The sequence below is a fragment of the Vibrio sp. ED004 genome (genome assembly GCF_023206395.1).
Taxonomy (GTDB): Bacteria; Pseudomonadota; Gammaproteobacteria; order Enterobacterales; family Vibrionaceae; genus Vibrio.
On record NZ_CP066149.1, the window covers coordinates 1,555,490 to 1,578,638 of the forward strand.

Sequence of the window (23,149 nt, forward strand, 5' to 3'; positions counted from 1 at the left end):
AAATATCAATAAGCTGTTTGTAATGACTACATCCAGTCGGTGTTACGAATGATACCAACAGCAAGGCCTTCAATAGACAAGTGTTGAGATTCAAGATCGACATGGATTGGAGAAAACTCTTCATTTTCAGCATGTAACAGCACTGTTGAACCTTTACGTTCTAGGCGTTTTACCGTTACATCATCATCGACACGCGCTACGACAACCTGACCATCGCGAACATCTTGAGTTTTATGAACAGCCAGTAAATCACCATCCATAATACCGATGTCTTTCATACTTTCGCCATTTACGCGAAGTAGGAAGTCAGCCTGTGGTTTAAACATGCCAGGGTCAACTTGGTAATGCATTTCTACATGCTCTTGAGCCAGAATAGGCTCACCAGCGGCAACCTGACCGATTAATGGTAAACCTTGCTCTTCGTTTGCTGCATCTTCAAGCAAAATACGAATACCGCGAGACGCACCCGGGATAATCTCAATCGCTTCTTTACGAGCAAGAGCTTTCAAATGTTCTTCTGCAGCATTAGCAGAACGGAAGCCTAGTTCACGCGCGATTTCTGCACGTGTCGGTGGCATACCGGAATCTTCGATCTTACCTTTGATAAGGTCAAAGACTTGTTGCTGGCGGGGCGTTAACGGCTTCATGATTCACCTGTCTTTTTATACAGTTGACTGTGAGTATATCCAGTAACTGAACAAAAGCAAAGCAATTGGTTGTTTTTAGTTCATTTTTAGCGAATTACAAAAACAAGATCTCTAACCACACATAACCCGCGAGCGCCAAACAGATGAAAACAGCCGCTGAGCCGACATCTTTCGCCATCCCAGAAAGCTCATGATGCTCACTACCGATTCGATCAACAACTGCTTCAATCGCGGTATTGATTAACTCGACAACCATCACTAACACAACAGCTGAGATCATCAAGATTCGCTCAACTTGGCTTACATCCAAATAGAATGCTAGTGGAATCAGTATTGCTGCCATGAACACTTCTTGCCGAAATGCAGCCTCACTTTTAAACGAACTTGTGAGGCCTTGCCATGAAAAGCCTGCTGCTTTTATGATGCGTTTTAATCCGGTGTTTGATTTTTTGGTCATTTTTAACTCTATACTCAATCAGTTGATGAATGATTTTCCACAAACTTAACGGCAATATGACTATTTCCATTAAAAGGTTAGACCAGTTTCTGGTATTCTTGCATCGATTAAATTTACGCCTAGGCTTATCCCTATTTCACTCATAGGATTTATCCTTTTTCATCATAGAAATAGAGATACGCTTGAGCACATTGAAATAACTATTGAGGCAGTGAACCTATATGTCTTCTGGACAATCTTTTTCACGTTCATTAATGAAGCTACCTTTATCCGTATTGGTAAAGGGCACATCAATTCCTTCAAACCCTGTTGAGGATTTGAACATTGATTTGAGCAAACCGATTGTATACGCCTTACCGTTTCGCTCAAGTGTCGACATTCTTACATTGCAAAAACATGCACTTGAATTAGGTCTACCTGATCCATTAAGCAAGCTTGAAATCAACGGCAAATCACTGCAACGCTATGTTTTTATCTCTTCTCGCAAAACTCTGCTTCAAGACGATGATTATGTACCAAGCTCTTCAATTGAAGTTTTCTCTGAGTTGCTTTCACTGCATGCTGAAGACTCTGAGCTCGATGTTCAAGTTATCCCTGCCACTGTGCTTTGGGGACGTAAACCTGGTAAAGAGAATAATCAGAAGCCTTACCTCCAGGCAATGAATGGCTTAGAGAAATCAAAAGCGGTATTGCTAGCAGGCCGTGATTGTCTGGTGCGTTTCAGCCCAGTGGTTTCTCTACGTTACATGGCTAACTCACATGGCACCGACAGCACCATCGCGCACAAATTAGCGCGAGTGGCACGTATTCACTTCTCTCGCCAAAAGCTTGCTGCATCAGGCCCTAACCTGCCAAGCCGCCAAGCTCTGTTTGATCGCCTACTCAAATCAGAAGCAATCAAGAAGGCGATAGAAGACGAAGCTGAAGCAAAAAATATTTCCATAGAGAAAGCGAGCAAAGAAGCTCAGGACATCATGGATGAGATCGCAGCTAACTTCTCTTACTCGTTAATTAAACGCGGTGAGAAAATTCTGGGTTGGTTGTGGAATAAGTTGTACCAAGGCCTGCATATCAGCAACGCTTCAACGGTTCGTAAATTGGCTCAAGATGGTCACGAGATTGTTTACGTCCCTTGTCACCGTAGCCACATGGATTACTTGTTGCTTTCTTATGTGCTTTATCATGAAGGCATGGTGCCTCCGCACATCGCTGCAGGTATCAACCTCAACTTCTTCCCTGCCGGTCCTATTTTCCGTCATGGTGGTGCGTTCTTTATTCGCCGTAGCTTCAAAGGCAACAAGCTTTACTCGACGATTTTCCGTGAATACCTAGCGGAATTGTTCGCTAAAGGTTACTCAGTAGAGTACTTCAGTGAAGGTGGTCGTTCTCGTACGGGTCGTCTTCTGCAAGCGAAAACGGGCATGCTAGCGATGACCATTCAGGCAATGCTGCGTGGTATGAACCGTCCTGTTACTTTGGTTCCTGTGTACATCGGTTACGAGCACGTAATGGAAGTGGCGACGTACGCGAAAGAGTTGCGTGGCAAGCGTAAAGAGAAAGAAAACGCGAGCTTAGTGATTCGTACTATCCGTAAACTGCGTAACTTTGGTAAAGGTTACGTGAACTTCGGTGAGCCAATTCAGCTAAACCAATATCTGAACGAGCACTCACCAGAGTGGACCAAAGATATCGACCCAATGGGTACCAGCAAACCACAATGGATGGCTCCAGTGGTGAATGATCTAGCCACCAAGATGATGACGCACATTAACGATGCAGCCGCGACCAACGCACTGACACTGTGTGCGACGGCTCTGCTTGCATCGCGCCAACGTGCATTGTCTCGTGACTCTTTGGTTTCTCAGATCAACTGCTACCTGTCTCTACTTAAGAATGTGCCTTACTCTGATACGTTCACGGTACCAAAAGACAGCGCTGAAGAATTGGTAAAACATGCGGAATCACTGAACAAGTTCCTGATTGAATCCGATTCTATGGGCGACATCATTTCACTTGATCGTCACCAATCGATTCTGATGACTTACTACCGTAACAACATCATTCACTTATTTGCTCTACCGTCGTTAATTGCACAAATGACCATTCGTCAGCGCGGTTTATCAATTGACGCGATTCAAGAGAACGTTGCAGCTATCTACCCGTTCTTGAAGAAAGAGTTGTTCTTAAGCTACGACGAAGATCAGCTTGAGACTGTTGTTGCGAACATCATTGATGAGCTTGTTAGCCAAGGTATGCTGATGGTGTCGGACAACGAAGTCACCATCAACCAGTCGAACAGCCAAGCACTGATGCTACTAGGTCGTACGATCTCAGAGACGCTACAGCGCTACTCTATTGCTCTCAACCTATTGGCTGAGAACCCTGAACTGGATAAGTCGGACCTTGAGCAGAAGAGCCAGGACATCGCACAGCGTCTAGGTCGCCTACAAGGTATCAATGCCCCGGAGTTCTTCGACAAAGGTGTATTCGCATCGATGTTTGCAACGCTTAAGCAACAACAGTACCTAGATAACGATGGTAACTGCGATTTAGAAAAGACTCAGCAATTCGCTAAGCTTCTTTACTCAATGCTGTACCCAGAAGTTCGCTTGACGATTCAAGAGAGCATCCACCAAGTAGAGTAACCGCTTGGCTAGCTCGCTTTAATCGCTAGACTGAAACGATCAAAAAAGGCACCCAATGGGTGCCTTTTTATTTTTGTTCTCTTTAGCTTTAACTGCTATTTACCAGAAGGTAATAAACAAGCCAACGGTTACCGCCATTCCAACATAGTTATTATTCAGGAAGGCCTGAAAACATAAGTCTCGGTCGCGATGGCGCATCAGGTGTTGTTGATACACAAACAAGCTACCTGCGACTAACAATGCCCAGTAGAAGGTATCACCCAGTTGGTAATGCATGCCCAGAGCAATCAGCATCGCCAGTGTCACAAGCTGCAAGAAACCAACAATCAACTTATCAAAGCGGCCAAACAAAATCGCTGTCGACTTAATGCCAATCTTCAGGTCATCATCTCGGTCAACCATCGCATACTGGGTGTCGTAGGCAATTGTCCATAGTGCGTTAACCACGAAGATAAACCAGACCACGCTTGGTAGTTCATTGGTTTGTGCTGCCCACGCCATTGGAATTGCCCAGCTAAACGCCAGCCCAAGGAACAACTGTGGAAGGTGCGTAAAACGCTTCATGAAAGGGTAAATGAACGCCAAGCCAACCCCAATAAAAGAGAGCTTGATGGTTAACGGGTTCATAGTAAGTACCAGCAAGAATGAAACCACAGCTAGCACTAAAAATAGGATTATCGCTTCTTTACTGGAGACCAAACCTGAAGGCAATGGACGCTGCTTGGTGCGTTTAACGTGTCCGTCAACTTTGCGATCGGCAAAATCATTGATCACACAACCAGCTGAACGCATCAGCACCACACCGAGTACGAAAACAACCAAGACATCCAAGTCCGGCATGCCTTGTGCAGCGATAATCAGCGACCATAACGTAGGCCAAAGAAGTAATAGGGTACCAATCGGGCGATTCATTCGCGTTAATTGCCAATACGCCTTCGCTTTGGTGGCAAGCATTTACACACTCTCCTTAGAGTAAATGGGTGATGTTGGTAAAAAAAGTTCAGCCACAAGCATCGGTTTATGATTCATCCATAATCGAGAACGACGTGCGAGCAATCGCTCATCGCCTGCGATAACCCAACCGACTTGCAGCGCATCTCGCTCCACGTTCTCAGCACTGAAAACGGTTAATCCAAGCGGGACATTACCTTGTTGAGAAAGGTCGGAATGCTGATCTTCTAGCGTGACTCGGGGAATCAAGGTTCGACCTAACACCCACGGTTCGCCATCACCCTTTAAAATCACTTTACGCAGTAAGCAATCAAACGATGATAAAAGATGTTCCTCGTCTTGTTGTAGCCTTGAGCGTTCTACAACTTGATTATGAAGCAACTCAACAGACAGGTGCTGACAGCTCTTGCCCAACTTGCGGGAAAGAGAACCTTGCTCCATAAGCCACTCTTTGGTGGTTTCATTAGGAAAATCAAATGTTTCTGTACTTTGCCAATCTACATTCATTAACGAATTAAGATACAGCGATATTGGCTGATTCATACTAGTATTCAATAGGTGACTTTACACGTACAATAAAGCTTCAACTTTCGAACAAAATTAAAGCGTTCTTCGAATTGTAAACGTATTTAGATTTAGAGCGCTCATTGTAACAAGACTAATGCGTTTCGAATATCGCGAATAAACTAAAGAAAAATCACAAATATGCACAAACGTTATGTAGCCCAAATAATTCTTGCGATTACCCTACTCTTTTCAGCATCAAGTTTCGCTGAAGAGGAATCGGCACCCAAACTCGCCTACTTCACGCTAGAGCCAGACCTGACCACCAATTTTTATACTAAAGGTAAAAAACTGGGCTACATTCAGGTTCGCCTCGATATCATGGTCGCGAACAGCAATGACCTAGCTGCTATTGAGCATCACCAACCATTAATCCGCGATGCCGTGATTGAATTACTTGGTAAACAAAACGAAGAAACGATTAAATCTCTGTCTGGCCGTGAAGATTTGAGAAAGACTTTGGTTGAACACCTCAACAAGATTCTGCTGCCTGAAACGGGCAAAACCCTAATCGCTGACTTACTGTTTACCAAGTACCTTTATCAGTAATGATCTAAAAACGAATCCCAATAAAAAAGCGGCTCATCTGGCCGCTTTTTTTGTATCTATCGATTCTCGCTAACTAACGCGCTAGCTTGTTGCCGATTTCGGCGCTTTCATTGAATCTACAAAGCCGATAATCACACCTGCGACCAAACCTGCTAAGTGAGCGGTATTAGCGATAGCCATAAACGGCTGCATATACCCAAGTACCAACCATACCAACATAAAGCCAACGATCTGTCTTGGGATACCCAAACCAAGTTGCGGTGCTTTGGCGCCAACTACCCATAGGTAACCAACCAAGGCATACACAACCCCAGATAAGCCACCGAAATTTGCACCTTCAACCCAATACTGACCCGCACCAGAAAGCGCAGAAGAGACAGCAAAGATCTGCAGTAACTTAAGACCGCCTAACTTTTTCTCAATATCTCCACCCAGCTGCCACCACCATAAGATGTTGAACGCGATGTGCATAACCGAGAAATGCAAAACAGCGTGACTGAGCCAACGCCACAATTGCCATTGCTGTCCATCAACCGCTGGGAAATGTAAGGCATTAAAAATCGCCTGCCCGAAACCTATCTGCTGCAGAGCAAAAATCACCACACACACCAACATGATACTCAGTGTCACAGGGCCAGCTTTGGCTTTTATCATGCCTATGAAACTTGGCGTGTGATAATGAAAGTTACTCTTTCTGGTCTCAGCCATGTCCCAAGACGCCGCTTGATAACGCTTATGATTGGGTTCCGACAAGAAGCGATGGAGTTCAGCTTCGGTTTCAACCTGAAATTGACCATCAATAAGCCAAAGCGCAAAACGCCCTTCCCCCTCAGGAGACATCTGAATAGGGATCTGACGAGACGCCATATAATCAATAAATGCTTGAGCAAGACGTGGGTTGTCTAACACCATCAATCTAATCATTGTTACTTCCTATTCATGCTATGAGAGATGCTTGGAGCGATAAAGGTAATTAACCAGCAATCACGGGAAGTTCAGCACGGTGCCAAGCTTCGAAACCGCCATCTACACTATATACCTCTTCAAAGCCTTGGTTCACTAAATATTGTGCAGCACCTTGGCTACTAATACCGTGGTAACACATCACCAAGATAGGTTGTTCGAACCCAACCTCATCCATGAACGACACCATTGTATCGTTGGTAAGGTGGTAGGCTGTTTTTGAGTGCGCAACCGCAAAAGACTGCGGGTCGCGTATATCGACAAGTCGAGCATCACCTTGTTCAATGAGGGCTTGAGCGCCTTTAACGTCGATATGTTTAAACTGGTCCATGACTTTCTCTTTTTATACTGATTTACTTTGCTGCCATTGTAACCTATCCCAAGGCTAACAATCACATCCACTTAATAAGGTTATCCACCAGCGATCACTTTTACACCATTTGTGGATAAATCTGTGAATTGCGTGAATAAAGTGCCTTTTTAAAAATAGATCCACAACATGTAGTAATGATCCTGATCTAACTGTGGGTTAACTAAAACATATCCCCACTCGAAAAACCCGTTCAAAGCCTTACTACACCCTGCTTTTAGACAGCTGACGAATAAACTTCTCACAGAGTTATCCACAAAATCATTTTGCAAATTTCGATCGCAAAACTTGAGAAATCGATCCAAAACAAAAAGGCCGAGATCTCTCGATCTCGGCCTTTTCAAAATTCAGTTATTTACTAGCTACTATTTAGATACCAAATATTATTAGAAACTAAATGCTATCAGAAATCACCAACGGCTTGTTTCAGTTTCTTCATCGCATTCTTTTCTAACTGGCGAACACGCTCTGCAGAAATGCTGTAGGTATCCGCTAAGTCTTGTAGCGTTGCTTTGTTGTCATCTAACCAACGTGAGCGAACAATGTGTTGGCTACGTTCATCTAAGCTTGCTAGTGCTAGTCCTAGGCGATTATTGGTGTGTGACTCCCAGTTAGCCGCTTCAACCGTTTCAGCAACGTCTGATGCTTTGTCTTCTAGGTAGTAAACTGGAGCAGTGTAAGCAGAACCGCCGTCGTCATCGTCCATAGGCGCTTCAAACGTCGCGTCTTGTGCCGCTAAACGAGATTCCATTTCACGAACTTCTGAAGGCTCAACACCTAGCTCACGAGCAACAGTCTCAACTTCACCGTTATTAAACCAACCTAAACGCTTTTTAGACTTACGAAGGTTAAAGAACAGTTTACGCTGCGCCTTAGTTGTCGCTATTTTAACGATGCGCCAGTTACGCAGCACGTATTCATGGATTTCAGCTTTGATCCAGTGAACTGCGAAAGAAACCAATCGAACACCAACTTCTGGGTTGAAGCGCTTAACAGCCTTCATCAAGCCGATGTTACCTTCTTGGACGAGATCAGCCATTGGCAGCCCGTAGCCAGAGTAGCCTCTTGCAACGTGCACCACGAATCGTAAGTGAGAAAGGATCAAGCCTTTCGCAGCGTCTATCTCACCTTTGTAATGTAATCGCTCTGCAAGTCCACGTTCCTCTTCAGGCGTCAGCATTGGGTAGCTGTTTGCTGAGCGGATATAGCTATCTAAACTATCTTGTGTGACTAAAGCCATTTGATACGCTTGATTTGCCATTCGGTTCCTCATCAATCTCTGATCTGGAGTAATACATCTATTAAAACCCGACAATCTTGAACCTAAAATGAACAGGTTTCAAGGAGGGGGAAGTAATTATGCATAATCAATTCGTCTATACAAGGCAAAAACTGGTTAAGAAGTGCCTATTTTTCGTCTAAATATGACTCTATTCACCTAAACTGGTTCAATTTCTTTTAGGTGACGCTGTACAGAAAGCTTCGCGGCCACACTACCAAGCAAGGTTCCGACGATCAAAAGCAGTAAAGATTCATCCCAGCTCAGGCCAATTAAGCGGAAGTGGCTGTCATACAGCTGAGCCAAATCATCCACGGCACTGTTCAGTAATACGGTAATCAATGCCGTCATTACCCAAGCGCTAATCGAACCTAAAACACCAAACCACATCCCAGCATAAAGGTATGGGCGAAGAATGTAGCTGTCGGTGGCACCAATCAGCTTCATGGTTTGAATCTCTTCTTTATGCGCCAACACATTAAATCGTAATGTATTGCCGATAATCAAAAATACTGCGCCTAGCATCAATACCGTTAAGGTAATCACGATGACGGCTGCTAGCGCTTTGATAGCGTCTAACCTGGCTAACCAGTCTTCGTCTAGGCGAACATCGGTGACGAGCTCTTGCTTTTTAACGGTGCCAGCAAGTTCTTTAATTTGAGTATCGCTGTGTACGCTTGGCGTAATCACCAATACACCAGGTAGTGAATAGTCGTCTAGAATAGTCAGGGCATCTTCGAAACCAGAATACTGGCTGAGATCGGCAAGTCCTTGCTGCGGTGAAATGTATTCTACCAACTCAACTTGCTCCCAACTTTCAATTTCATCCTTGAGCACCATTACTCTGGGCTCAGGAATGCCATCCTCTACATAAGCACTAATTTGTGACGGGCTTGTGACATCTTGCGCCACTTCACCCACGTTCTTGCCCAATAGGTACAAACACGCAGGCATCGCCAAAGCCATTGAGATCACCGCAAGGGTCAGCAAATTACCCAGCGGGCGCTGCCACATCTGCGAGAACGATGACTTAGCTTGTTTCCAATGCACAACAAAGAAGCCGTCACTTGAAGCGCGGCTTGCTGCTCGATTAGATTGAGGTTTCTTGATGCGCTTATTAGCGGCCATAGTCTTCAACCTCACTCAAAAAGCCTTGGTTTAATTCAAGATGACGATATTGAGGGCGAGTGTTCACTAACCCAATATCGTGCGTCGCTAGGATGATCGTCACACCGGCACGGTTAAACTCTTCAAACAGTCGCAACACACGGTTAGATAATTCGGGATCTAGGTTACCGGTCGGCTCATCCGCTAAAAGTAGAGTTGGACGGTTTACCACGGCGCGAGCAATACCAACGCGTTGCTGTTCACCACCAGAAAGCTGGCTTGGTAAACAACGAGCTTTGTCGAGTAAGCCAGTTTTATCCAACGCAGCACTGACTCGGCGTTTTATTTCATTTTCAGAAATAGATTCAATACGCATAGGCAGAGCAACGTTATCGAAGATCGAACGATCCATCAGCAGGCGATGGTCTTGAAAGACAATCCCGATATTACGGCGTAAAAACGGGATGTCTTTGGCTGGGATACGTGTGATGTCGTGATCGTTGAACCAGACACGTCCATCGGTTGGACGCTCTATCGCGCAGATCAACTTCAGCAAGGTACTTTTACCAGCACCGGAGTGCCCGCCTAAAAATGCCATCTCTCCACGTTTGAGGTGAAAGTCCACTTTTTGGAGCGCTTGGCGTCCGCCTCGGTAGGCTTTACTCACTTGCTGAAATTTGATCACCGAAAATTCCTCTTACGATCACTAATATCAAATTTAAAACGGTAGCAGGTTAAGGATAAACCACTTTGCTACTCGCGTTACTCTTCGCGGCTAAATAGCGCTTCAATAAAGTCTTTTGACTCGAATGGACGTAAGTCGTCAATGCCTTCACCAACACCAATGTAACGAATTGGAATCTGGAACTGGTCTGCAATTGAGAAAATCACACCACCTTTCGCCGTACCATCAAGTTTAGTTAGTGTAATACCCGTTACCGGTGCAACTTCACTGAATAGTTTTGCTTGGCTGATAGCGTTCTGACCAGTACCTGCATCAAGCGTTAGCATGATTTCGTGCGGTGCAGAGTCATCAATCTTCTTCATTACGCGAACAATCTTGCGTAACTCTTCCATTAGGTTGCTCTTGTTCTGCAAACGACCGGCTGTATCGGCAATCACTACGTCAACGCCACGTGCTTTTGCCGCTTCAATTGCATCGTAGATAACTGACGCACTGTCCGCACCTGTGTGCTGAGCGATAACAGGTACATCGTTACGCTGACCCCAAACCTGAAGTTGTTCAACAGCTGCAGCACGGAAGGTATCGCCCGCCGCTAGCATCACTTTCTTGCCTTCGTTTTGGAATTGTTTCGCCAGCTTACCGATAGTGGTTGTCTTACCTACACCGTTCACGCCAACCATTAAGATAACGTAAGGTGTTTTAGTCGTATCAACAACTAATGGCTGTTCCACTTGGCTTAGGATATCCGCCATCTCATCTTTGAGCAGACCATAAAGCGCTTCACCGTCTTTTAGGTCATTGCGAGATGCTTTTTCTGTCAGGTTTTCAATGATCTTAACTGTGGTATTCATACCCACGTCAGCGATCAGAAGCTGCTCTTCTAACTCTTCAAACAGGTCTTCATCGATTTGCTTACCTTTGAACAGACCAAAGAAGCCAGCACCAATGTTTGCTTTAGTGCGGCTTAGGCTACGCTTAAGACGAGCAAAGAAGCTTTCTGTTGGCTTCTCTTGTACTTCTTCAACCTTAGCTTGAGGAGCAACGACTTCTTCCTGTTCTGCTTCTGCTTCTGCTTCTGCTTCTGCTGGGACAAGTTGCTGTTCTTGTTGAGCCTCTTCAAGCGCTTGCTCTGATTCAGCAAGCTCAGATTCAACTGACTCAGCTTCAGTTGATTTAATTACTTCAGCTTCAGACGCGGCCTGTTCAGCCTCGACTTGTGATTCAACTTCAGTTTGATCTTCAACGTTTTCTACGTTCGCTTCATTCTGAGTTTTTGGGCTTTGTTCTTCTTCACCAAAACCAAGCCACGATAATAATCCGCGCTTCTTTTTTTCCGTCATCCGAGGAGTTTCCTAGATCTACTAATTAACTGTATTGACTTAATGCACGTCGACTCTTTGCTATTGTTATACAATACAAGCTTGTACAAACGAATAGTAAAGAAAAATGACAAAGCAGTGATAAGTTTGCTTTTAGCTTGATACACTTTGTCATTGCAAATTTATTTAATACTCGAACCAACTTAAATTGGGCTCGGTATAGTATCACTTTATTAGCGGTCAAAAAATCTATGGTAAGACGTCGCCAGCAAAACACATCACAAAAAAAGCCATCCGGTGGCTTTGTTCGAATTATTAGTGGCTCATGGAGAGGCAGAAAGCTACCTGTTCATGATTTAGAAGGCTTACGCCCAACCATTGACCGAGTAAAAGAGACCCTCTTTAACTGGGTGGCACAAGATATCCCAAATTCGACCTGCTTAGACGTATTCGCAGGTTCTGGTGGTTTAGGTTTTGAAGCAGCTTCTCGCCAAGCAAAAATGGTGACGCTGCTCGAAATGAATCAAAAGGCCGCCAAGCAGCTTTCTGATAATGCTAAAGAGCTCAAAGCAGACAACATCAGTGTAGTAAATACTGATGCTATCTCTTTTCTTAAGAAGCCAGGCACCCCTTACGATATGGTTTTCCTTGATCCTCCATTTCGTAAAGGCTTGTTAGCAGAGACAGTACAACTGCTTGAGAGCAATGGCTGGCTTGCAGATGACGCCATCATTTACGTTGAGACAGAGAAAGAGCTGAAACTCGAAGCGATGCCAGAAAACTGGGAATTGCATCGCGATAAGACCACCGGCCAGTCGAGCTACCGACTGTTTAATCGAATCACTGAAGAATAGGAGTTATTGAATGAAGTTCTTGCTTCCACTAGCAAAAGCATCCATCGCCTTTGTTTGGTTTATCTTAATCGCCAATATTTTCTACCCGTTCCCGGGTAATGCGGCGATTGCGCTTTATATCATGACCGCATTCTTGTTCTTCATGCACGGCTTACAGATGCTGATTTTTATCGGTGCTTTCGGCGATAAGATCGAGATGTCACGTTGGGAGAAATGGTCAATATTGATTTTCGGAGTCTTTGCCCTACTCGATATCCGTCGTAAGCACATGATGTAATCGAAATAAAAACCGAAGACACAGATACAAAAACGCCGCTCAGTAGAGCGGCGTTTTTTTATTGAGTCATGATCGTAACACTAGCCCATGTAGCCCTTCACACCATCTAAGAACATTTGAGTCGATAGCATAACAAGTAACAAGCCCATCAAGCGCTCGATGGCTTTAAGCCCTCTCTCACCCAATACTCGTAGGAAGAAACCATTAAACATCAGGATAAAGAAGGTAGCGCCCCAAGCCAGCATCACAGCGGCAGAAAGCTCTAACATGTTGTCTGGATGCTGTGTCGATAGCAGAATCAGTGCAGCAATCACTGATGGGCCTGCAATCATAGGGATCGCCATCGGCACAATAAACGGCTCTTCACCAGCCGCTAGGCCAGTAATGCTGCCTGCGCTTGGGAAAATCATCTTAATCGCGATGATAAATAGAATGATACCGCCAGAGATACTCAAGGTTTCAGGCTGTACATGCAGGAAGTTCATGATGCTTTGACCCGCAAACAAGAACAGCAACAAGATAACCAGTGCGAACATCAGCTCACGAATCAGAACAATACGGCGACGCTTCGGGTCAATATGCTTAAGGATAGAGAGCACGATTGGCAGGTTGCCAAGCGGGTCCATGATAAGAAACAGCATGGTTGCTGCAGATAAAATTTCCATAAGTTTGTCTCGAAAAGCGTAAGTGCGCGGAGTATAGCAGCCTCAACATTGATTTTCGAACGCAGTGATAAGCGGGTTAACTTATGCTTTTAAAGGGGGATGTTATAAGACAGAAAATTGGCAAAAGTAGATTGAAAGGTAATGAAAAGAGTGGAGCCGAAACATGCACCCACTCTCTATTAACGAACGAACCACTAAGAGTTAGTGATTACACACACGTTCGTGGTTAGTGCAAAGCTTGTCATCGACAACAACAACCTTTTCCATCTTCAAGAAAAACTTCAACACGCTATCTAAATCCAGGCCATTGAGCTTACAAGTATGGAAGCGAGCTTCTTCGCCATAGGTTTGAGCAAGCGCTAATGTTAGCTCTTCGCGAGTCAGTGGCTTTTCACTAAGCAGGTTTAAAACGTTGTGTGCGTGAATTTCAGTCGTCATAACTCAATCTCATGTTTAATGAATTACTCGTAGAGTACCGAGTTTTAGCAACGCCGTTTTGATGTAGCTCAGGCTTGAGAGAGCTCTACCCTAAATAGTAATAGAGGCGACGATGAGTGCGTGTGCGAGAAAGTAACTGCCCGTTACCCAAAAGTAAGCGCCCTTGATTGGGCTGCGGTAACTGTTTAGCGCATAAGCTAAGGCCGAAAGGAGCAGCACGCTACAGCCAGCAAAACCGACCGCGTGTGATAACTGAGGATCCAGCAACCAAACCTCACCAGAAGCCCATGCTAGCTGAATAAGCACAATGCCCATGATGACCACAGGAAAGACGAGTTTGTCTAAGCGTGGCAGCAGTAGAAAAAAAGCAACAACGCAAGCTGCCAATAACAACGCGAACAACCACCAAACCATTTCTCCTGATAGTTGTAACCAAAAAGCTTTGCTGTAACAGAGTTGAGCCAATAAGAAGCAGACAAAATGCAGAGGACGTTTTTGAGTGAGTGTATGCAGCACATCTGCGATCGCAGAGATAGCCAACCCCGCGACTATCCAATAGGTAAAGTCAGCCACAACCGACTGAGTTAAAGCAATAGTCGCTAATAATACAAAGGTAAATACCTTATACGATAAGGCCTGACCGATATGTCCATGCTTCGTTCCTGCTATTGCTCCGATCCCAGATAAGGAAACCGCTAACCAACTCCACATACCACTTGCCCTATTGCTTTAAATCGTCGCCAGTCTAGGCACACGAGTGTTGATGTAAAGCCTAAGCCTTTCAAAATTGGATCTTGATTACGCTTCCACTAAAAAGAGCCTCTTTCGGTTGAAGCCATGACAATTACGCGGAGATAACGATGATTCGTTTAAAACTAGAGCGATTCTTCGTTAAACCCATCGAAAAGCACCTTACAGCGCCCAACTTTTCATTTTGGTCATTTCTAACCTAGCCAAATCGCAAAAATCCATCGAAAACAGCCAAAAATCACACTTTAAAATTAGAAAAAACCAACATTAAAAATCAATAAATACATAAACTTAAAAAGTAAAAATGAAAATTAAAAAGGAATTAAAAACCTCAAACATACCTAGCTTTGTAAAGTAAGTAACTTGCGTTAATTCAGCTCCTGTTTGTCAGAATTTTCCTAGCTCCTTGTCAAATTAGCCACCAGAACCAAGACAAAAACGCACAAACAAAACCAAATTAGACCTAGAAGCTACCAGACCCCATTAATACAGTTTAACAACCTTTAACAATATAAATCACACATAACAACCATTATAAAACAGCAACTTAAATCAAATAAGAACAAACATGAATCACAACGAACAAAATAAGAGCACACCAAAAAACACAGTTAAACAGCCCCAAACAAGCCAATATTCAATAGTTTTCTACCACTTTTAAGCCTTTCGAAAGTAATTCTTGATCTAATCCTATAAGTGGGCTATTCTTTAAAACATAGCGAGAGACAACCAAATTTAGGAGTAGTGTTATGATTTCATCTTCGCAAAGACAAGGACTTGTAATGATCGCGGTAGTTGTAGGTCTAATGACACTACCGATGATGTACTAAGCAAGTTACAGATAAAAAAAGGGACGCCATGAGCGTCCCTTTTTTGTTCAAATTTTTCACTTCGAAAACAGATGCAGTGTTAACACATCCCAGTTCGCATAATAGAAACCCGCTGCGGCTAAAGTCATTGCCATCATCAATAAGATCGCAACACGCCAGATAAAACGACCGCTTCGTGGAGTCAGCTCCTTCTCACAATCGTTACACATCATGATGAATTTATGCTGGTCTTCCAACTGAGCGTCATGCTCATTCACTACCTTGTTACGACACGTTGCGATATAACGCAGCTTACTTACCATATCGTGCGGTAGCCTTTCTTCACAGCTTGTCACAAGCTCGTGCAATCCTTCGCCTTCAGCGTGATATTGAAGTCTCAATAATTTTTCTATATTGCGAGTTCTTGTCACCACTTTTTCAATGTCGGTCATCTTGGCCTCCCACTCCACACTATAATTCTAGTCGAGCATTTCCTTATTCTTATACAAAATCATCGCTATTTACGTGAGAAAGAGACAATAAATAACAATGCTTTATCCCAAACTGGCCATTAAATGTGATATCAGCCGAAAAATAATCAGCTTTGCTTACAGCAGTTCACGAATAGCGGCTTTAAACACATATCCCTATTGCCCGAAAGACTAGAATAACCATCACGACTACATGGAGGTTATATGCCTAACTCACTCTTTTTTGCCATCTTTGCACTCGCAGGTCTAGCGGCCTGGGGTTTTCTTGTTTTTTATCGAAAACATATGCAAGGCGAGAACGCACCAGAAAAGAAAGTGAACGTGACGGTATTAGATAAACAGTCCATCGACCTTCCTGATGCAGAACCCGGTCAAGAAAATCAAGAATACTGGATTTACGTTCAACGCGGTATGGTTGGTCCGAAACGAGAATTCCAAGTCGGAATCCACTATTTCCACGCACTTAATCCTGGTGATAAAGGAACCCTAACCTACCAAGGCGATAAGTTCTTACACTTTGCGTTGAAGCGCTAATCGTAAGCCGCTTCAACGATTCATCAAAAGCGACCATCAGCGATAATAACTAATGGCCTTAGTGTTGACGACTAAGGCAATAACCAGCGCGTTTTTTCAGACTTAGATACCATCCAGCTCATCCACAGTGCACCTGCTCCGCTGATCACTATCCATAATGGAATAACCCAAGCTGGGTGACCTTGGTACCAACCGAACTCTTTCATCGGCCACAAGAAGATAGGATGTAGCAGGTAGATACCTAAGCTGTGCTTACTGATAAAACCAACCACTTGGTTACCTTTCTCAGATAACCCTTCTCCGTAGTAACGACACAGCATAAACACCATGCTAGCGGCTAATACGGTATTCAGCGTCTTGTATGATAACCAACGGCCAACCGTGTACTCCTCGGCGATTAGACTCGCATCAACCACCATGTAAACCGTGGTTAACAACGCCAGCGCACCGAGTCCTGCGCTCACACCAACGGTGAACTTGTTAAGCGGCACCTTCTTGTACAATAGGTAACCCAGTGGCAAGTAGCCAGTGTAAAGCCATAACTCATGACTCCATGGGCCATCGATTCTTAGTAAGAACAGCAACGTCGTGAACAACCACACCGCTATGAAACCGTATACGGCTTTGTCGCCATACTTTCTGACCATGATCTGTAAGAAAGGAATCACAAAGTAGAGCGGGATAAAGTAATAGAAGAAACCAAGGTGGTAGTAGGTGTAGTGATGATAGCTATTGAGCAACACATCCCAACTGACGTCGGCATCAAAGCCCATCGCAGACCAACCAGATAGGTAGGTATAGAAAAGCGACCAGACGATGAAAGGTATCAATACCTTGCCCAGACGTCGCTTGAGGTAGTATTTAGCATCAAATGGGCGCTGATCGCTTAGCATCAAGGCGCCGGTTATCAATATAAAGACAGGCACTGCCCAACGGCTGAAGCCATTGACGGTGATTGCTGTTAACCATTCGCCGAAAGGAATCGTTCCTAGCTCATTGCGATAAGGCGCCAAAACATGAATCGCGATAACCGCTACGGCCGCGACACATCGTGCTAAATCAAAAAAGAGAATTCGCTGCTTCATGTAAATGCCTGATTAATATTCAATCATTCTACTATAGCAATAAAAAAGCTGACCGGAATAAATACCAAGTCAGCTTATTGTTAAAGGAGAAGCATATCGCGAATTAATCTTATGCGGCAGATGTTTGTGGCACCTTAGGTAAACGCAGAGAGATCACCGTCGTTATCGCTAAGAATGCGAACGATACCCACAAACACGCAGACAAACCGCCCATTTGGAATACTAAGCCCGACAAGATTGTGCCAATCAAGCGGCCCATTGCATTTGCCATGTAATAGAAGCCAACATCAAGCGATACCCCATCACCTTTCGCATAGCTCACAATCAGGTATGAGTGAAGTGATGAGTTCACCGCGAAGATGGCACCAAACACCATCAAACCACCAATGATCACTAACTCTGGTTGCCAACCTATCTGTACTGCATAAGCGATACCGCCAGTAACGATAGCCAGTGCACCAGCCCATAATAAAGCCGCATGACCATCTGGAACCTTACCTTGCGCCTTACCCGTAATCTTAGGTGCAATGCCCTGTACAAAGCCGTAAGCGATAGTCCAAGCCGCTAAGAAGCCACCCACCCATGAATGATCCCAACCAAATACGCTACCGAGATAAATTGGCAGAGCAATCACAAACCACACGTCACGAGCACCAAACAGGAACATACGCGCCGCAGACAGAATGTTGATGGATTCAGATTTAGAGAAGATCTGTTTGAACTTAGGCTTGGTCTTCGCCTTACCCATATCCGCTTCTAAGCTCAGCACACTGCCAATGAAGACCAAGGTCAACACAGCGGCCATCGCAAGCACTGCATATTGGAAGCCAATCGTCGAAAGTAATAAACCACCAATAAAGAAGCCTGCACCCTTAAGCGCATTCTTAGAACCTGTCAGAATCGCAATCCACTTATACAGCGCACCTTGCTGTTCATCCGGTACCAAGGTTTTGATTGAGCTCTTAGCACTCATCTTATTGAGGTCTTTAGCGATACCAGACAGTGCCTGCGCCGCCATCACCCAAGGAATAGTCAACATAGCCGATGGCAATGCGAGCATGCCTAACGCGAAGACTTGCATCCCTAAACCGATGTTCATGGTCTTATTGAGGCCAAGACGCGCGCCCAACCAACCACCGATTAGGTTAGTCACCACACCAAAAAATTCATAGAAAAGGAACAGTGAGGCAATCTCTAACGAACTGTAGCCAAGGTCGTAAAAATACAAAACCACCAGCATACGAAGTGCACCATCAGTAATGGTGAAATTCCAGTAGTTGAAAGTCACCAACATGTATTGGCGAACGCTCTTACTTAGATTTGAAAACATAACGCTATCTCTGCAATCTAAACAAAAAGAGCTTTTAGATCATAGGTGTCCAAAAGCTCTAATTCTTATTTTCCACTTAACTTATACTCAAAATAATTGGAGTTGCAGCTAGGCAACAAGCAAGTTCAGCCCTATGAGCATAGGTGTTCTATGTGATTAGGGCGGCCGGCGCTCCGGTGAACTTGCGCAGTTAACAACGCTGCAAGTTCAAGTATGAAGAGCTACGCAGAAGCTACGCCGTTGATATACTCAACCTGAATAGGTTTAGTAAAAGCACCTGGACGAAGCGCCTGAACTTCTTGAACAATCTTGCTCAGATCCCAGCTCTTCTCTAGCAGCAGATGTGCAGCCAGTAAACCAGTGCGGCCAGAACCGCCCATGCAATGCATCGCTACCTTACCGCCGTTATCGACAACTTGGTGTAGCGCAGGACTCGCTGCTTGCCATTTCGCAGCAAAATCAGCACCTGGTGCACAATCGTCTTCGATTTCGATTTGGAACCACTGCATGCCTAATGCTTGTGCTTTCTCACCTAGCTCAGAAACATTCTTGCTCGCCAGTTCTTCACTGTCTAAAGCCGTCACAATCGCTTCTACGCCTTGCGCTTTCAGTTGAGCTAGAGATGCATCTAGGTCAGCTTCCTTAGTGCCTGGGCACGGAGTAAGCACTAACGCACCAGTTTCTAAATCTAGTTGCCATGTTGGATGTGTCATTGTGTAATCTCTTAAATTCTTATAGAACCAATACTCAAAATAATTGGAGTTGCAGCTAGGCAACAAGTAAGTTCAGCCCTATGAGCATAGGGGCTCTATGTGATTAGGGTGAACTTACGCAGTTAACAACGCTGCAGCTTCAAGTATGAAGAGTATTATGCCAAACCAACGGTACGTACTAGCTCTGCTGTACGTGTCGCGTAGCCCATCTCGTTGTCGTACCAAGCGTAGATCTTAACCATGCGCTTACCTACCAACATGGTTGATAGTGCATCTACGATAGTTGAGCGTTGATCGCCTTTGTAATCGATAGAAACCAGTGGACGCTCTTCAAAGCCAAGAATGCCTTTCAGTTCGTTCTCAGACGCTTCTTTCAGCATCGCGTTAACTTCTTCTGCTGTTGTATCCTGCTTCACTTCGAAGATGATGTCTGTCAGAGAAGCGTTCGCTAGTGGTACACGAACCGCGTGGCCGTTAATACGGTTTTCAAGCTCAGGGAAGATCTCAACAATCGCTTTAGCACTGCCCGTTGTTGTCGGGATAAGGCTCATGCCACATGCACGTGCACGACGTAAGTCCTTGTGGGGTGCATCTAGAATAGTTTGCGTGTTGGTTAGATCGTGAATTGTCGTGAAAGACGCATTCTCGATACCAAGCTTCTCGTTGATCACTTTAACCACTGGCGCGATACAGTTTGTTGTACAAGACGCTGCGGTTACGATTTTGTGCACTGCTGGGTCGAAGATGTTGTCGTTCACACCAACAACGATGTTTGCGATGCCTTCTTCTTTCACTGGCGCTGATACCACAACACGCTTCACGCCCTGCTCTAGGTATTTGTTTAGGAAAGATGTCTTACGGTGAACACCTGTCGCTTCGATAACCACATCACAACCAGACCAATCGATCGCGTCAATGTCGCGCTCTTTGGTGGTTTTGATGCGTTGGCCGTTGATGATCATCTCATCGCCTTCAACTGCAACTTCGTGGTTCCAACGACCTTGCACTGAATCGAACTCTAAAAGGTGTGCCAGTGTTGCAGTGTCGCCAGCAACATCATTAATTTGTACAAACTCTAGCTCAGCCCAATCGAATGCTGCGCGAAGTGCCAGACGGCCGATACGGCCAAAACCATTGATGCCTACTTTAACTGTCATCGTATTTTCTCTCAGTTAATTGCCTTCATATTTGAAGCAGCAGCGTTGTTGACTGCATTCACTTCCCCTAATCACATAGGAAACCTATGCTCATAGGGAGAAGTTCACTTGTCGCCTAGCTGCAACTTCAACTATCTTGGCAATAAATTTTTGTAGATTTAAACGCAACATTGAGGGCGTGAAGTCATCGCTTCTAGACGCTCAATGTCTTGTTGGTATTCAGTTTTCAAACAGTTCGATGCGATAAGGTCATCAATTAACTTTAGCATCCAACCCGGTAAATCTTGTGACAGGCGGTAAAACACCCACTGCCCTTGGCGAACGTCAGTCAAAATGCCGTTTGAACGCAACTGCGCAAGGTGGCGAGAAACCTTTGGCTGACTTTCTTGCAATGCCTGAATCAACTCACCAACAGAAAGGCACTCTTGGCGCACAATCAACATTAAGCAACGCACTCGCGTTTCATCAGACAGTAATTTAAAAAATTGGTGAGGAAGCATAACTACATACTCATATATGGATATGCGTATATATTAGTTATAAAAAAACGCACGTCAAGGCGTGCGTTTCAATTGTCATAAAAGTTTCACGAAAGGGAATCAGAGCTGATTAGTCACGGTATGACTCCAACGTCGAGCTTCGGTGAGCTCCGTTCTTACCTGCTCCACACTTAATCCTAAGTCGGCACAGTGTTCATCAATCTGCTGCCAATCAGCGTGTTCAAAGCTTTCTTCAAGTGCTAATAAGGTGCCATAAGGCCCATCTCTGCGCAGCAAAGCGACCTTAATGCTTTTACACAGTGGTAATTGCTCTACGAGGTTCTCTAGTGACAGGTCGAGCAGTGCATCTAGTAACGAGAACAAACCGATCATAAAGGCTTGCTCAGTGTGCCCTTCAAACGCTTGATAACGAGACATGCGCTGACAAAACTGCGCTCGCTGTAAAGACAAGCCATACAACTCTTTCGGCTTTTTATCAGAGACATAAGACGCCACCGCCAAAGAGACAAACATTTTCAGCTTCTCTTGCCCCAGGTAAACCAAGGCCTGACGAAATGACGAGATAGTCACCTCCAGGCGAGGCGACATGGTGTTTACAAAGCGCAGCAGCTTGTAGGACAAAGCGACATCCTTTGCGACGATGCTCTCGACGCGTTGGAAGTCGACATCCGGCTTGCACACTTCTTGGAACAGCTCCATGGCAATCACTTGCTCAGGGCTGATGTATTTGGTCTTAATAATTTCCGGTTTACTAAAGAAGTAGCCTTGGAAGAACTTAAAACCCGCCTCTTTCGCTTGCTGAAATTCTTGTTCAGTTTCGACTCGTTCAGCAAGAAAGCTAAATTTCTTCCCTTGATGCGCCCTAACCAAATCACACGCCTCATCTAAGCCCATTTGCATGATATCGAGCTTAACAATATGCGTATATCTGAGGAAACGTTCCCATTCTGGCGTCGAAGTAAAGTCATCTAGGGCGATCATGTAGCCCGCTTGGTAGAGCTCTTTAACAGCTTCTAATAACTCATCGGTCGGTTGGCAGGTTTCAAGGATCTCAACCACCACCTTGTCTTTCGGCAAACTCAAAGGCAACCGACGAATCAGGCTTTGATACGGGAAGTTAATAAAGCAGCGTGAAGAAGGGATCGAAGGGTTAAGCCCGACCGACAAGAAGTTCTCAACAATCAGACGATACGTTGCTCTGTTAGACTCAATATGCGCTGGATAAGCATTCCTTTCTCCGTCGCGAAACAACAGCTCATAACCAAGCGTGTTCTTGTTACGATTTAAGATAGGTTGTCGAGCAACGTACGTAGCGGTCATTTATTGATAACTCTAATTGGTTTAACTATAACTCTATTGCTTTCACTAAGCTTTGGCGGCAGCCAGCAACGCGCCGCAGCCCATGAACATACCACCAAATATCTTATTTATCTTACCCATTATACGATCTGAGCGGATAAAGCGTCCCATTTGTGAAGCTAATGATGTGTAACCCAACATAACAACGCTATCAATGAATACAGTTGTCACGCCTAGCACTAACAGTTGCGGTGCTTGCGGTTGCGTCGGATCGATAAACTGAGGAAACAGAGCCACCAAAAACACGATAGATTTTGGGTTGGTAAGGTTGATAAGCACAGCATTTCTCAGCAGTTTGCCACTCGATAGCGTTGAGCTCTCTTCAGAAGCCACTAAGCTAGAGTTGTCGCGCCACTTTTGGATACCCAACCAAAGTAGATACACCACGCCCACCCATTTGATGATGGTGAACGCCAATGCAGATTGAGCGACCAATGCACCAATACCCGCTCCCACCAGCACAATGTGGAATGCAAGACCAAGCTGTAAACCTGCGATCGACGCAAGTGACTTCTTAGTGCCATAACTTAGGCCATTACTGATTGAGTTAACGGTACCTGAGCCCGGAGCCAAACTAAACAAAATCGCCGTGACGACATAAGCAAGCCAAACATGAGTATCCATTTGCATTTCCTTACTAGTTCTTTAATC

General features: G+C 44.7%; 26 protein-coding genes. 5 read left to right on the forward strand and 21 right to left on the reverse strand.

Annotation, left to right across the window (positions count from 1 at the left end; all coding sequences use genetic code 11):
* Positions 1-26: 26 nt before the first annotated feature.
* Positions 27-647, reverse strand: a complete 621-nt coding sequence (lexA, locus tag ITG10_RS06980; protein WP_019820514.1) for a transcriptional repressor LexA — start codon at positions 645-647, stop codon at positions 27-29.
* 94 nt (positions 648-741) lie between these two features.
* The gene (locus ITG10_RS06985) at positions 742-1,104 is read right to left on the reverse strand and encodes a diacylglycerol kinase (RefSeq protein WP_017633170.1); all 363 of its coding nucleotides are present in this window, start codon (positions 1,102-1,104) and stop codon (positions 742-744) included.
* 221 nt (positions 1,105-1,325) lie between these two features.
* Between ITG10_RS06985 and plsB the strand changes: the two genes are divergently transcribed.
* On the forward strand, positions 1,326-3,749 hold the full coding sequence (gene plsB, locus ITG10_RS06990) for a glycerol-3-phosphate 1-O-acyltransferase PlsB (protein WP_017633169.1): 2,424 nt from the start codon (positions 1,326-1,328) through the stop codon (positions 3,747-3,749).
* Between the two features lie 99 nt (positions 3,750-3,848).
* On the opposite strand, the gene ubiA is transcribed toward plsB, so the two are convergent.
* Both ubiA and ITG10_RS07000 read right to left on the reverse strand, forming a co-directional pair.
* Entirely contained in the window at positions 3,849-4,703 is an 855-nt protein-coding gene (gene ubiA, locus ITG10_RS06995) for a 4-hydroxybenzoate octaprenyltransferase (protein ID WP_017633168.1), read from the reverse strand.
* A complete protein-coding gene (locus tag ITG10_RS07000; protein ID WP_164913326.1) occupies positions 4,704-5,243 on the reverse strand; it encodes a chorismate lyase in 540 nt (179 codons plus the stop codon).
* Between the two features lie 162 nt (positions 5,244-5,405).
* Here ITG10_RS07000 and ITG10_RS07005 point away from each other — a divergent pair, with 162 nt between their 5' ends.
* Positions 5,406-5,813, forward strand: coding sequence for a flagellar basal body-associated protein FliL (locus ITG10_RS07005; RefSeq protein ID WP_017061041.1), 408 nt, complete (start codon positions 5,406-5,408; stop codon positions 5,811-5,813).
* Positions 5,814-5,894: 81 nt separating this feature from the next.
* Here ITG10_RS07005 and glpG read toward each other — a convergent pair whose 3' ends face one another.
* From glpG to ftsY, 6 genes are all read right to left on the reverse strand, one after another.
* Positions 5,895-6,737: a rhomboid family intramembrane serine protease GlpG gene (gene glpG / locus ITG10_RS07010; protein WP_017633166.1), complete on the reverse strand. Its 843-nt coding sequence runs from the start codon at positions 6,735-6,737 to the stop codon at positions 5,895-5,897.
* Positions 6,738-6,786: 49 nt separating this feature from the next.
* Positions 6,787-7,107: a thiosulfate sulfurtransferase GlpE gene (gene glpE / locus ITG10_RS07015; protein ID WP_017633165.1), complete on the reverse strand. Its 321-nt coding sequence runs from the start codon at positions 7,105-7,107 to the stop codon at positions 6,787-6,789.
* 442 nt (positions 7,108-7,549) lie between these two features.
* Complete coding sequence (gene rpoH / locus ITG10_RS07020) at positions 7,550-8,407, reverse strand: RNA polymerase sigma factor RpoH (RefSeq protein WP_017055518.1); 858 nt, start codon at positions 8,405-8,407, stop codon at positions 7,550-7,552.
* Positions 8,408-8,584: 177 nt separating this feature from the next.
* On the reverse strand, positions 8,585-9,553 hold the full coding sequence (gene ftsX / locus ITG10_RS07025; protein WP_017633164.1) for a permease-like cell division protein FtsX: 969 nt from the start codon (positions 9,551-9,553) through the stop codon (positions 8,585-8,587).
* Positions 9,543-10,217, reverse strand: coding sequence for a cell division ATP-binding protein FtsE (gene ftsE, locus ITG10_RS07030; RefSeq protein ID WP_004740528.1), 675 nt, complete (start codon positions 10,215-10,217; stop codon positions 9,543-9,545). Before ftsE ends, ftsX begins: the two co-directional genes overlap by 11 nt.
* Positions 10,218-10,294: 77 nt before the next feature.
* Positions 10,295-11,557, reverse strand: a complete 1,263-nt coding sequence (ftsY, locus tag ITG10_RS07035) for a signal recognition particle-docking protein FtsY (RefSeq protein WP_017633163.1) — start codon at positions 11,555-11,557, stop codon at positions 10,295-10,297.
* A gap of 230 nt (positions 11,558-11,787) precedes the next feature.
* On the opposite strand from ftsY, the gene rsmD reads away from it, so the two are divergent.
* Both rsmD and ITG10_RS07045 read left to right on the forward strand, forming a co-directional pair.
* Positions 11,788-12,390 carry a 16S rRNA (guanine(966)-N(2))-methyltransferase RsmD gene (rsmD, locus tag ITG10_RS07040; RefSeq protein ID WP_017633162.1) on the forward strand — a complete coding sequence of 201 codons (603 nt, stop codon included), beginning with the start codon at positions 11,788-11,790 and terminating at the stop codon, positions 12,388-12,390.
* Between the two features lie 10 nt (positions 12,391-12,400).
* Positions 12,401-12,667 (forward strand): DUF1145 domain-containing protein, encoded by a 267-nt coding sequence (locus ITG10_RS07045; protein ID WP_017633161.1) that lies wholly within the window; start codon positions 12,401-12,403, stop codon positions 12,665-12,667.
* Positions 12,668-12,747: 80 nt separating this feature from the next.
* Here ITG10_RS07045 and ITG10_RS07050 read toward each other — a convergent pair whose 3' ends face one another.
* From ITG10_RS07050 to ITG10_RS07065, 4 genes are all read right to left on the reverse strand, one after another.
* Complete coding sequence (locus ITG10_RS07050; protein WP_017061035.1) at positions 12,748-13,332, reverse strand: YhgN family NAAT transporter; 585 nt, start codon at positions 13,330-13,332, stop codon at positions 12,748-12,750.
* 201 nt (positions 13,333-13,533) lie between these two features.
* Positions 13,534-13,770 carry a YecH family metal-binding protein gene (locus tag ITG10_RS07055; RefSeq protein ID WP_017633160.1) on the reverse strand — a complete coding sequence of 79 codons (237 nt, stop codon included), beginning with the start codon at positions 13,768-13,770 and terminating at the stop codon, positions 13,534-13,536.
* Between the two features lie 90 nt (positions 13,771-13,860).
* Entirely contained in the window at positions 13,861-14,481 is a 621-nt protein-coding gene (locus ITG10_RS07060; protein ID WP_248386755.1) for a lysoplasmalogenase, read from the reverse strand.
* Positions 14,482-15,406: 925 nt separating this feature from the next.
* Positions 15,407-15,781, reverse strand: coding sequence for a hypothetical protein (locus ITG10_RS07065; RefSeq protein WP_017633159.1), 375 nt, complete (start codon positions 15,779-15,781; stop codon positions 15,407-15,409).
* Between the two features lie 243 nt (positions 15,782-16,024).
* Between ITG10_RS07065 and ITG10_RS07070 the strand changes: the two genes are divergently transcribed.
* On the forward strand, positions 16,025-16,354 hold the full coding sequence (locus tag ITG10_RS07070; RefSeq protein ID WP_017633158.1) for a DUF2500 domain-containing protein: 330 nt from the start codon (positions 16,025-16,027) through the stop codon (positions 16,352-16,354).
* Positions 16,355-16,425: 71 nt separating this feature from the next.
* Here ITG10_RS07070 and ITG10_RS07075 read toward each other — a convergent pair whose 3' ends face one another.
* The 7 genes from ITG10_RS07075 to rhtB form a co-directional block, all read right to left on the reverse strand.
* Positions 16,426-17,439, reverse strand: a complete 1,014-nt coding sequence (locus ITG10_RS07075; RefSeq protein WP_017633157.1) for an acyltransferase — start codon at positions 17,437-17,439, stop codon at positions 16,426-16,428.
* Positions 17,440-17,548: 109 nt separating this feature from the next.
* Positions 17,549-18,769: an organoarsenical effux MFS transporter ArsJ gene (arsJ, locus tag ITG10_RS07080; protein ID WP_026084479.1), complete on the reverse strand. Its 1,221-nt coding sequence runs from the start codon at positions 18,767-18,769 to the stop codon at positions 17,549-17,551.
* Between the two features lie 221 nt (positions 18,770-18,990).
* Complete coding sequence (locus tag ITG10_RS07085) at positions 18,991-19,482, reverse strand: cyclin-dependent kinase inhibitor 3 family protein (protein ID WP_017633155.1); 492 nt, start codon at positions 19,480-19,482, stop codon at positions 18,991-18,993.
* Positions 19,483-19,637: 155 nt separating this feature from the next.
* Positions 19,638-20,639 carry an ArsJ-associated glyceraldehyde-3-phosphate dehydrogenase gene (locus ITG10_RS07090; RefSeq protein WP_017633154.1) on the reverse strand — a complete coding sequence of 334 codons (1,002 nt, stop codon included), beginning with the start codon at positions 20,637-20,639 and terminating at the stop codon, positions 19,638-19,640.
* A gap of 158 nt (positions 20,640-20,797) precedes the next feature.
* On the reverse strand, positions 20,798-21,139 hold the full coding sequence (locus ITG10_RS07095; RefSeq protein ID WP_017633153.1) for a metalloregulator ArsR/SmtB family transcription factor: 342 nt from the start codon (positions 21,137-21,139) through the stop codon (positions 20,798-20,800).
* A gap of 99 nt (positions 21,140-21,238) precedes the next feature.
* A complete protein-coding gene (locus tag ITG10_RS07100) occupies positions 21,239-22,459 on the reverse strand; it encodes an EAL and HDOD domain-containing protein (RefSeq protein WP_017633152.1) in 1,221 nt (406 codons plus the stop codon).
* Positions 22,460-22,504: 45 nt separating this feature from the next.
* Complete coding sequence (gene rhtB, locus ITG10_RS07105; RefSeq protein ID WP_017633151.1) at positions 22,505-23,122, reverse strand: homoserine/homoserine lactone efflux protein; 618 nt, start codon at positions 23,120-23,122, stop codon at positions 22,505-22,507.
* Between the last annotated feature and the right edge of the window lie 27 nt (positions 23,123-23,149).

Excerpts from the sequence above, each read along its gene's own strand:
- ubiA (WP_017633168.1), bottom strand. The coding sequence starts at position 4,703 with ATGCTTGCCACCAAAGCGAAGGCGTATTGGCAATTAACGCGAATGAAT.
- ITG10_RS07070 (WP_017633158.1), top strand. The coding sequence starts at position 16,025 with ATGCCTAACTCACTCTTTTTTGCCATCTTTGCACTCGCAGGTCTAGCG.
- rsmD (WP_017633162.1), top strand. The coding sequence starts at position 11,788 with ATGGTAAGACGTCGCCAGCAAAACACATCACAAAAAAAGCCATCCGGT.
- ITG10_RS07100 (WP_017633152.1), bottom strand. The coding sequence starts at position 22,459 with ATGACCGCTACGTACGTTGCTCGACAACCTATCTTAAATCGTAACAAG.
- ITG10_RS07085 (WP_017633155.1), bottom strand. The coding sequence starts at position 19,482 with ATGACACATCCAACATGGCAACTAGATTTAGAAACTGGTGCGTTAGTG.
- glpE (WP_017633165.1), bottom strand. The coding sequence starts at position 7,107 with ATGGACCAGTTTAAACATATCGACGTTAAAGGCGCTCAAGCCCTCATT.
- ITG10_RS07005 (WP_017061041.1), top strand. The coding sequence starts at position 5,406 with ATGCACAAACGTTATGTAGCCCAAATAATTCTTGCGATTACCCTACTC.
- ITG10_RS07075 (WP_017633157.1), bottom strand. The coding sequence starts at position 17,439 with ATGAAGCAGCGAATTCTCTTTTTTGATTTAGCACGATGTGTCGCGGCC.
- ITG10_RS07065 (WP_017633159.1), bottom strand. The coding sequence starts at position 15,781 with ATGACCGACATTGAAAAAGTGGTGACAAGAACTCGCAATATAGAAAAA.
- ftsX (WP_017633164.1), bottom strand. The coding sequence starts at position 9,553 with ATGGCCGCTAATAAGCGCATCAAGAAACCTCAATCTAATCGAGCAGCA.
- rpoH (WP_017055518.1), bottom strand. The coding sequence starts at position 8,407 with ATGGCAAATCAAGCGTATCAAATGGCTTTAGTCACACAAGATAGTTTA.
- ITG10_RS07000 (WP_164913326.1), bottom strand. The coding sequence starts at position 5,243 with ATGAATCAGCCAATATCGCTGTATCTTAATTCGTTAATGAATGTAGAT.
- ITG10_RS07090 (WP_017633154.1), bottom strand. The coding sequence starts at position 20,639 with ATGACAGTTAAAGTAGGCATCAATGGTTTTGGCCGTATCGGCCGTCTG.
- rhtB (WP_017633151.1), bottom strand. The coding sequence starts at position 23,122 with ATGGATACTCATGTTTGGCTTGCTTATGTCGTCACGGCGATTTTGTTT.
- ITG10_RS07045 (WP_017633161.1), top strand. The coding sequence starts at position 12,401 with ATGAAGTTCTTGCTTCCACTAGCAAAAGCATCCATCGCCTTTGTTTGG.
- ftsY (WP_017633163.1), bottom strand. The coding sequence starts at position 11,557 with ATGACGGAAAAAAAGAAGCGCGGATTATTATCGTGGCTTGGTTTTGGT.
- ITG10_RS07055 (WP_017633160.1), bottom strand. The coding sequence starts at position 13,770 with ATGACGACTGAAATTCACGCACACAACGTTTTAAACCTGCTTAGTGAA.
- ITG10_RS07095 (WP_017633153.1), bottom strand. The coding sequence starts at position 21,139 with ATGCTTCCTCACCAATTTTTTAAATTACTGTCTGATGAAACGCGAGTG.
- arsJ (WP_026084479.1), bottom strand. The coding sequence starts at position 18,769 with ATGTTTTCAAATCTAAGTAAGAGCGTTCGCCAATACATGTTGGTGACT.
- lexA (WP_019820514.1), bottom strand. The coding sequence starts at position 647 with ATGAAGCCGTTAACGCCCCGCCAGCAACAAGTCTTTGACCTTATCAAA.
- ITG10_RS06985 (WP_017633170.1), bottom strand. The coding sequence starts at position 1,104 with ATGACCAAAAAATCAAACACCGGATTAAAACGCATCATAAAAGCAGCA.
- ITG10_RS07060 (WP_248386755.1), bottom strand. The coding sequence starts at position 14,481 with ATGTGGAGTTGGTTAGCGGTTTCCTTATCTGGGATCGGAGCAATAGCA.
- plsB (WP_017633169.1), top strand. The coding sequence starts at position 1,326 with ATGTCTTCTGGACAATCTTTTTCACGTTCATTAATGAAGCTACCTTTA.
- glpG (WP_017633166.1), bottom strand. The coding sequence starts at position 6,737 with ATGATTAGATTGATGGTGTTAGACAACCCACGTCTTGCTCAAGCATTT.
- ITG10_RS07050 (WP_017061035.1), bottom strand. The coding sequence starts at position 13,332 with ATGGAAATTTTATCTGCAGCAACCATGCTGTTTCTTATCATGGACCCG.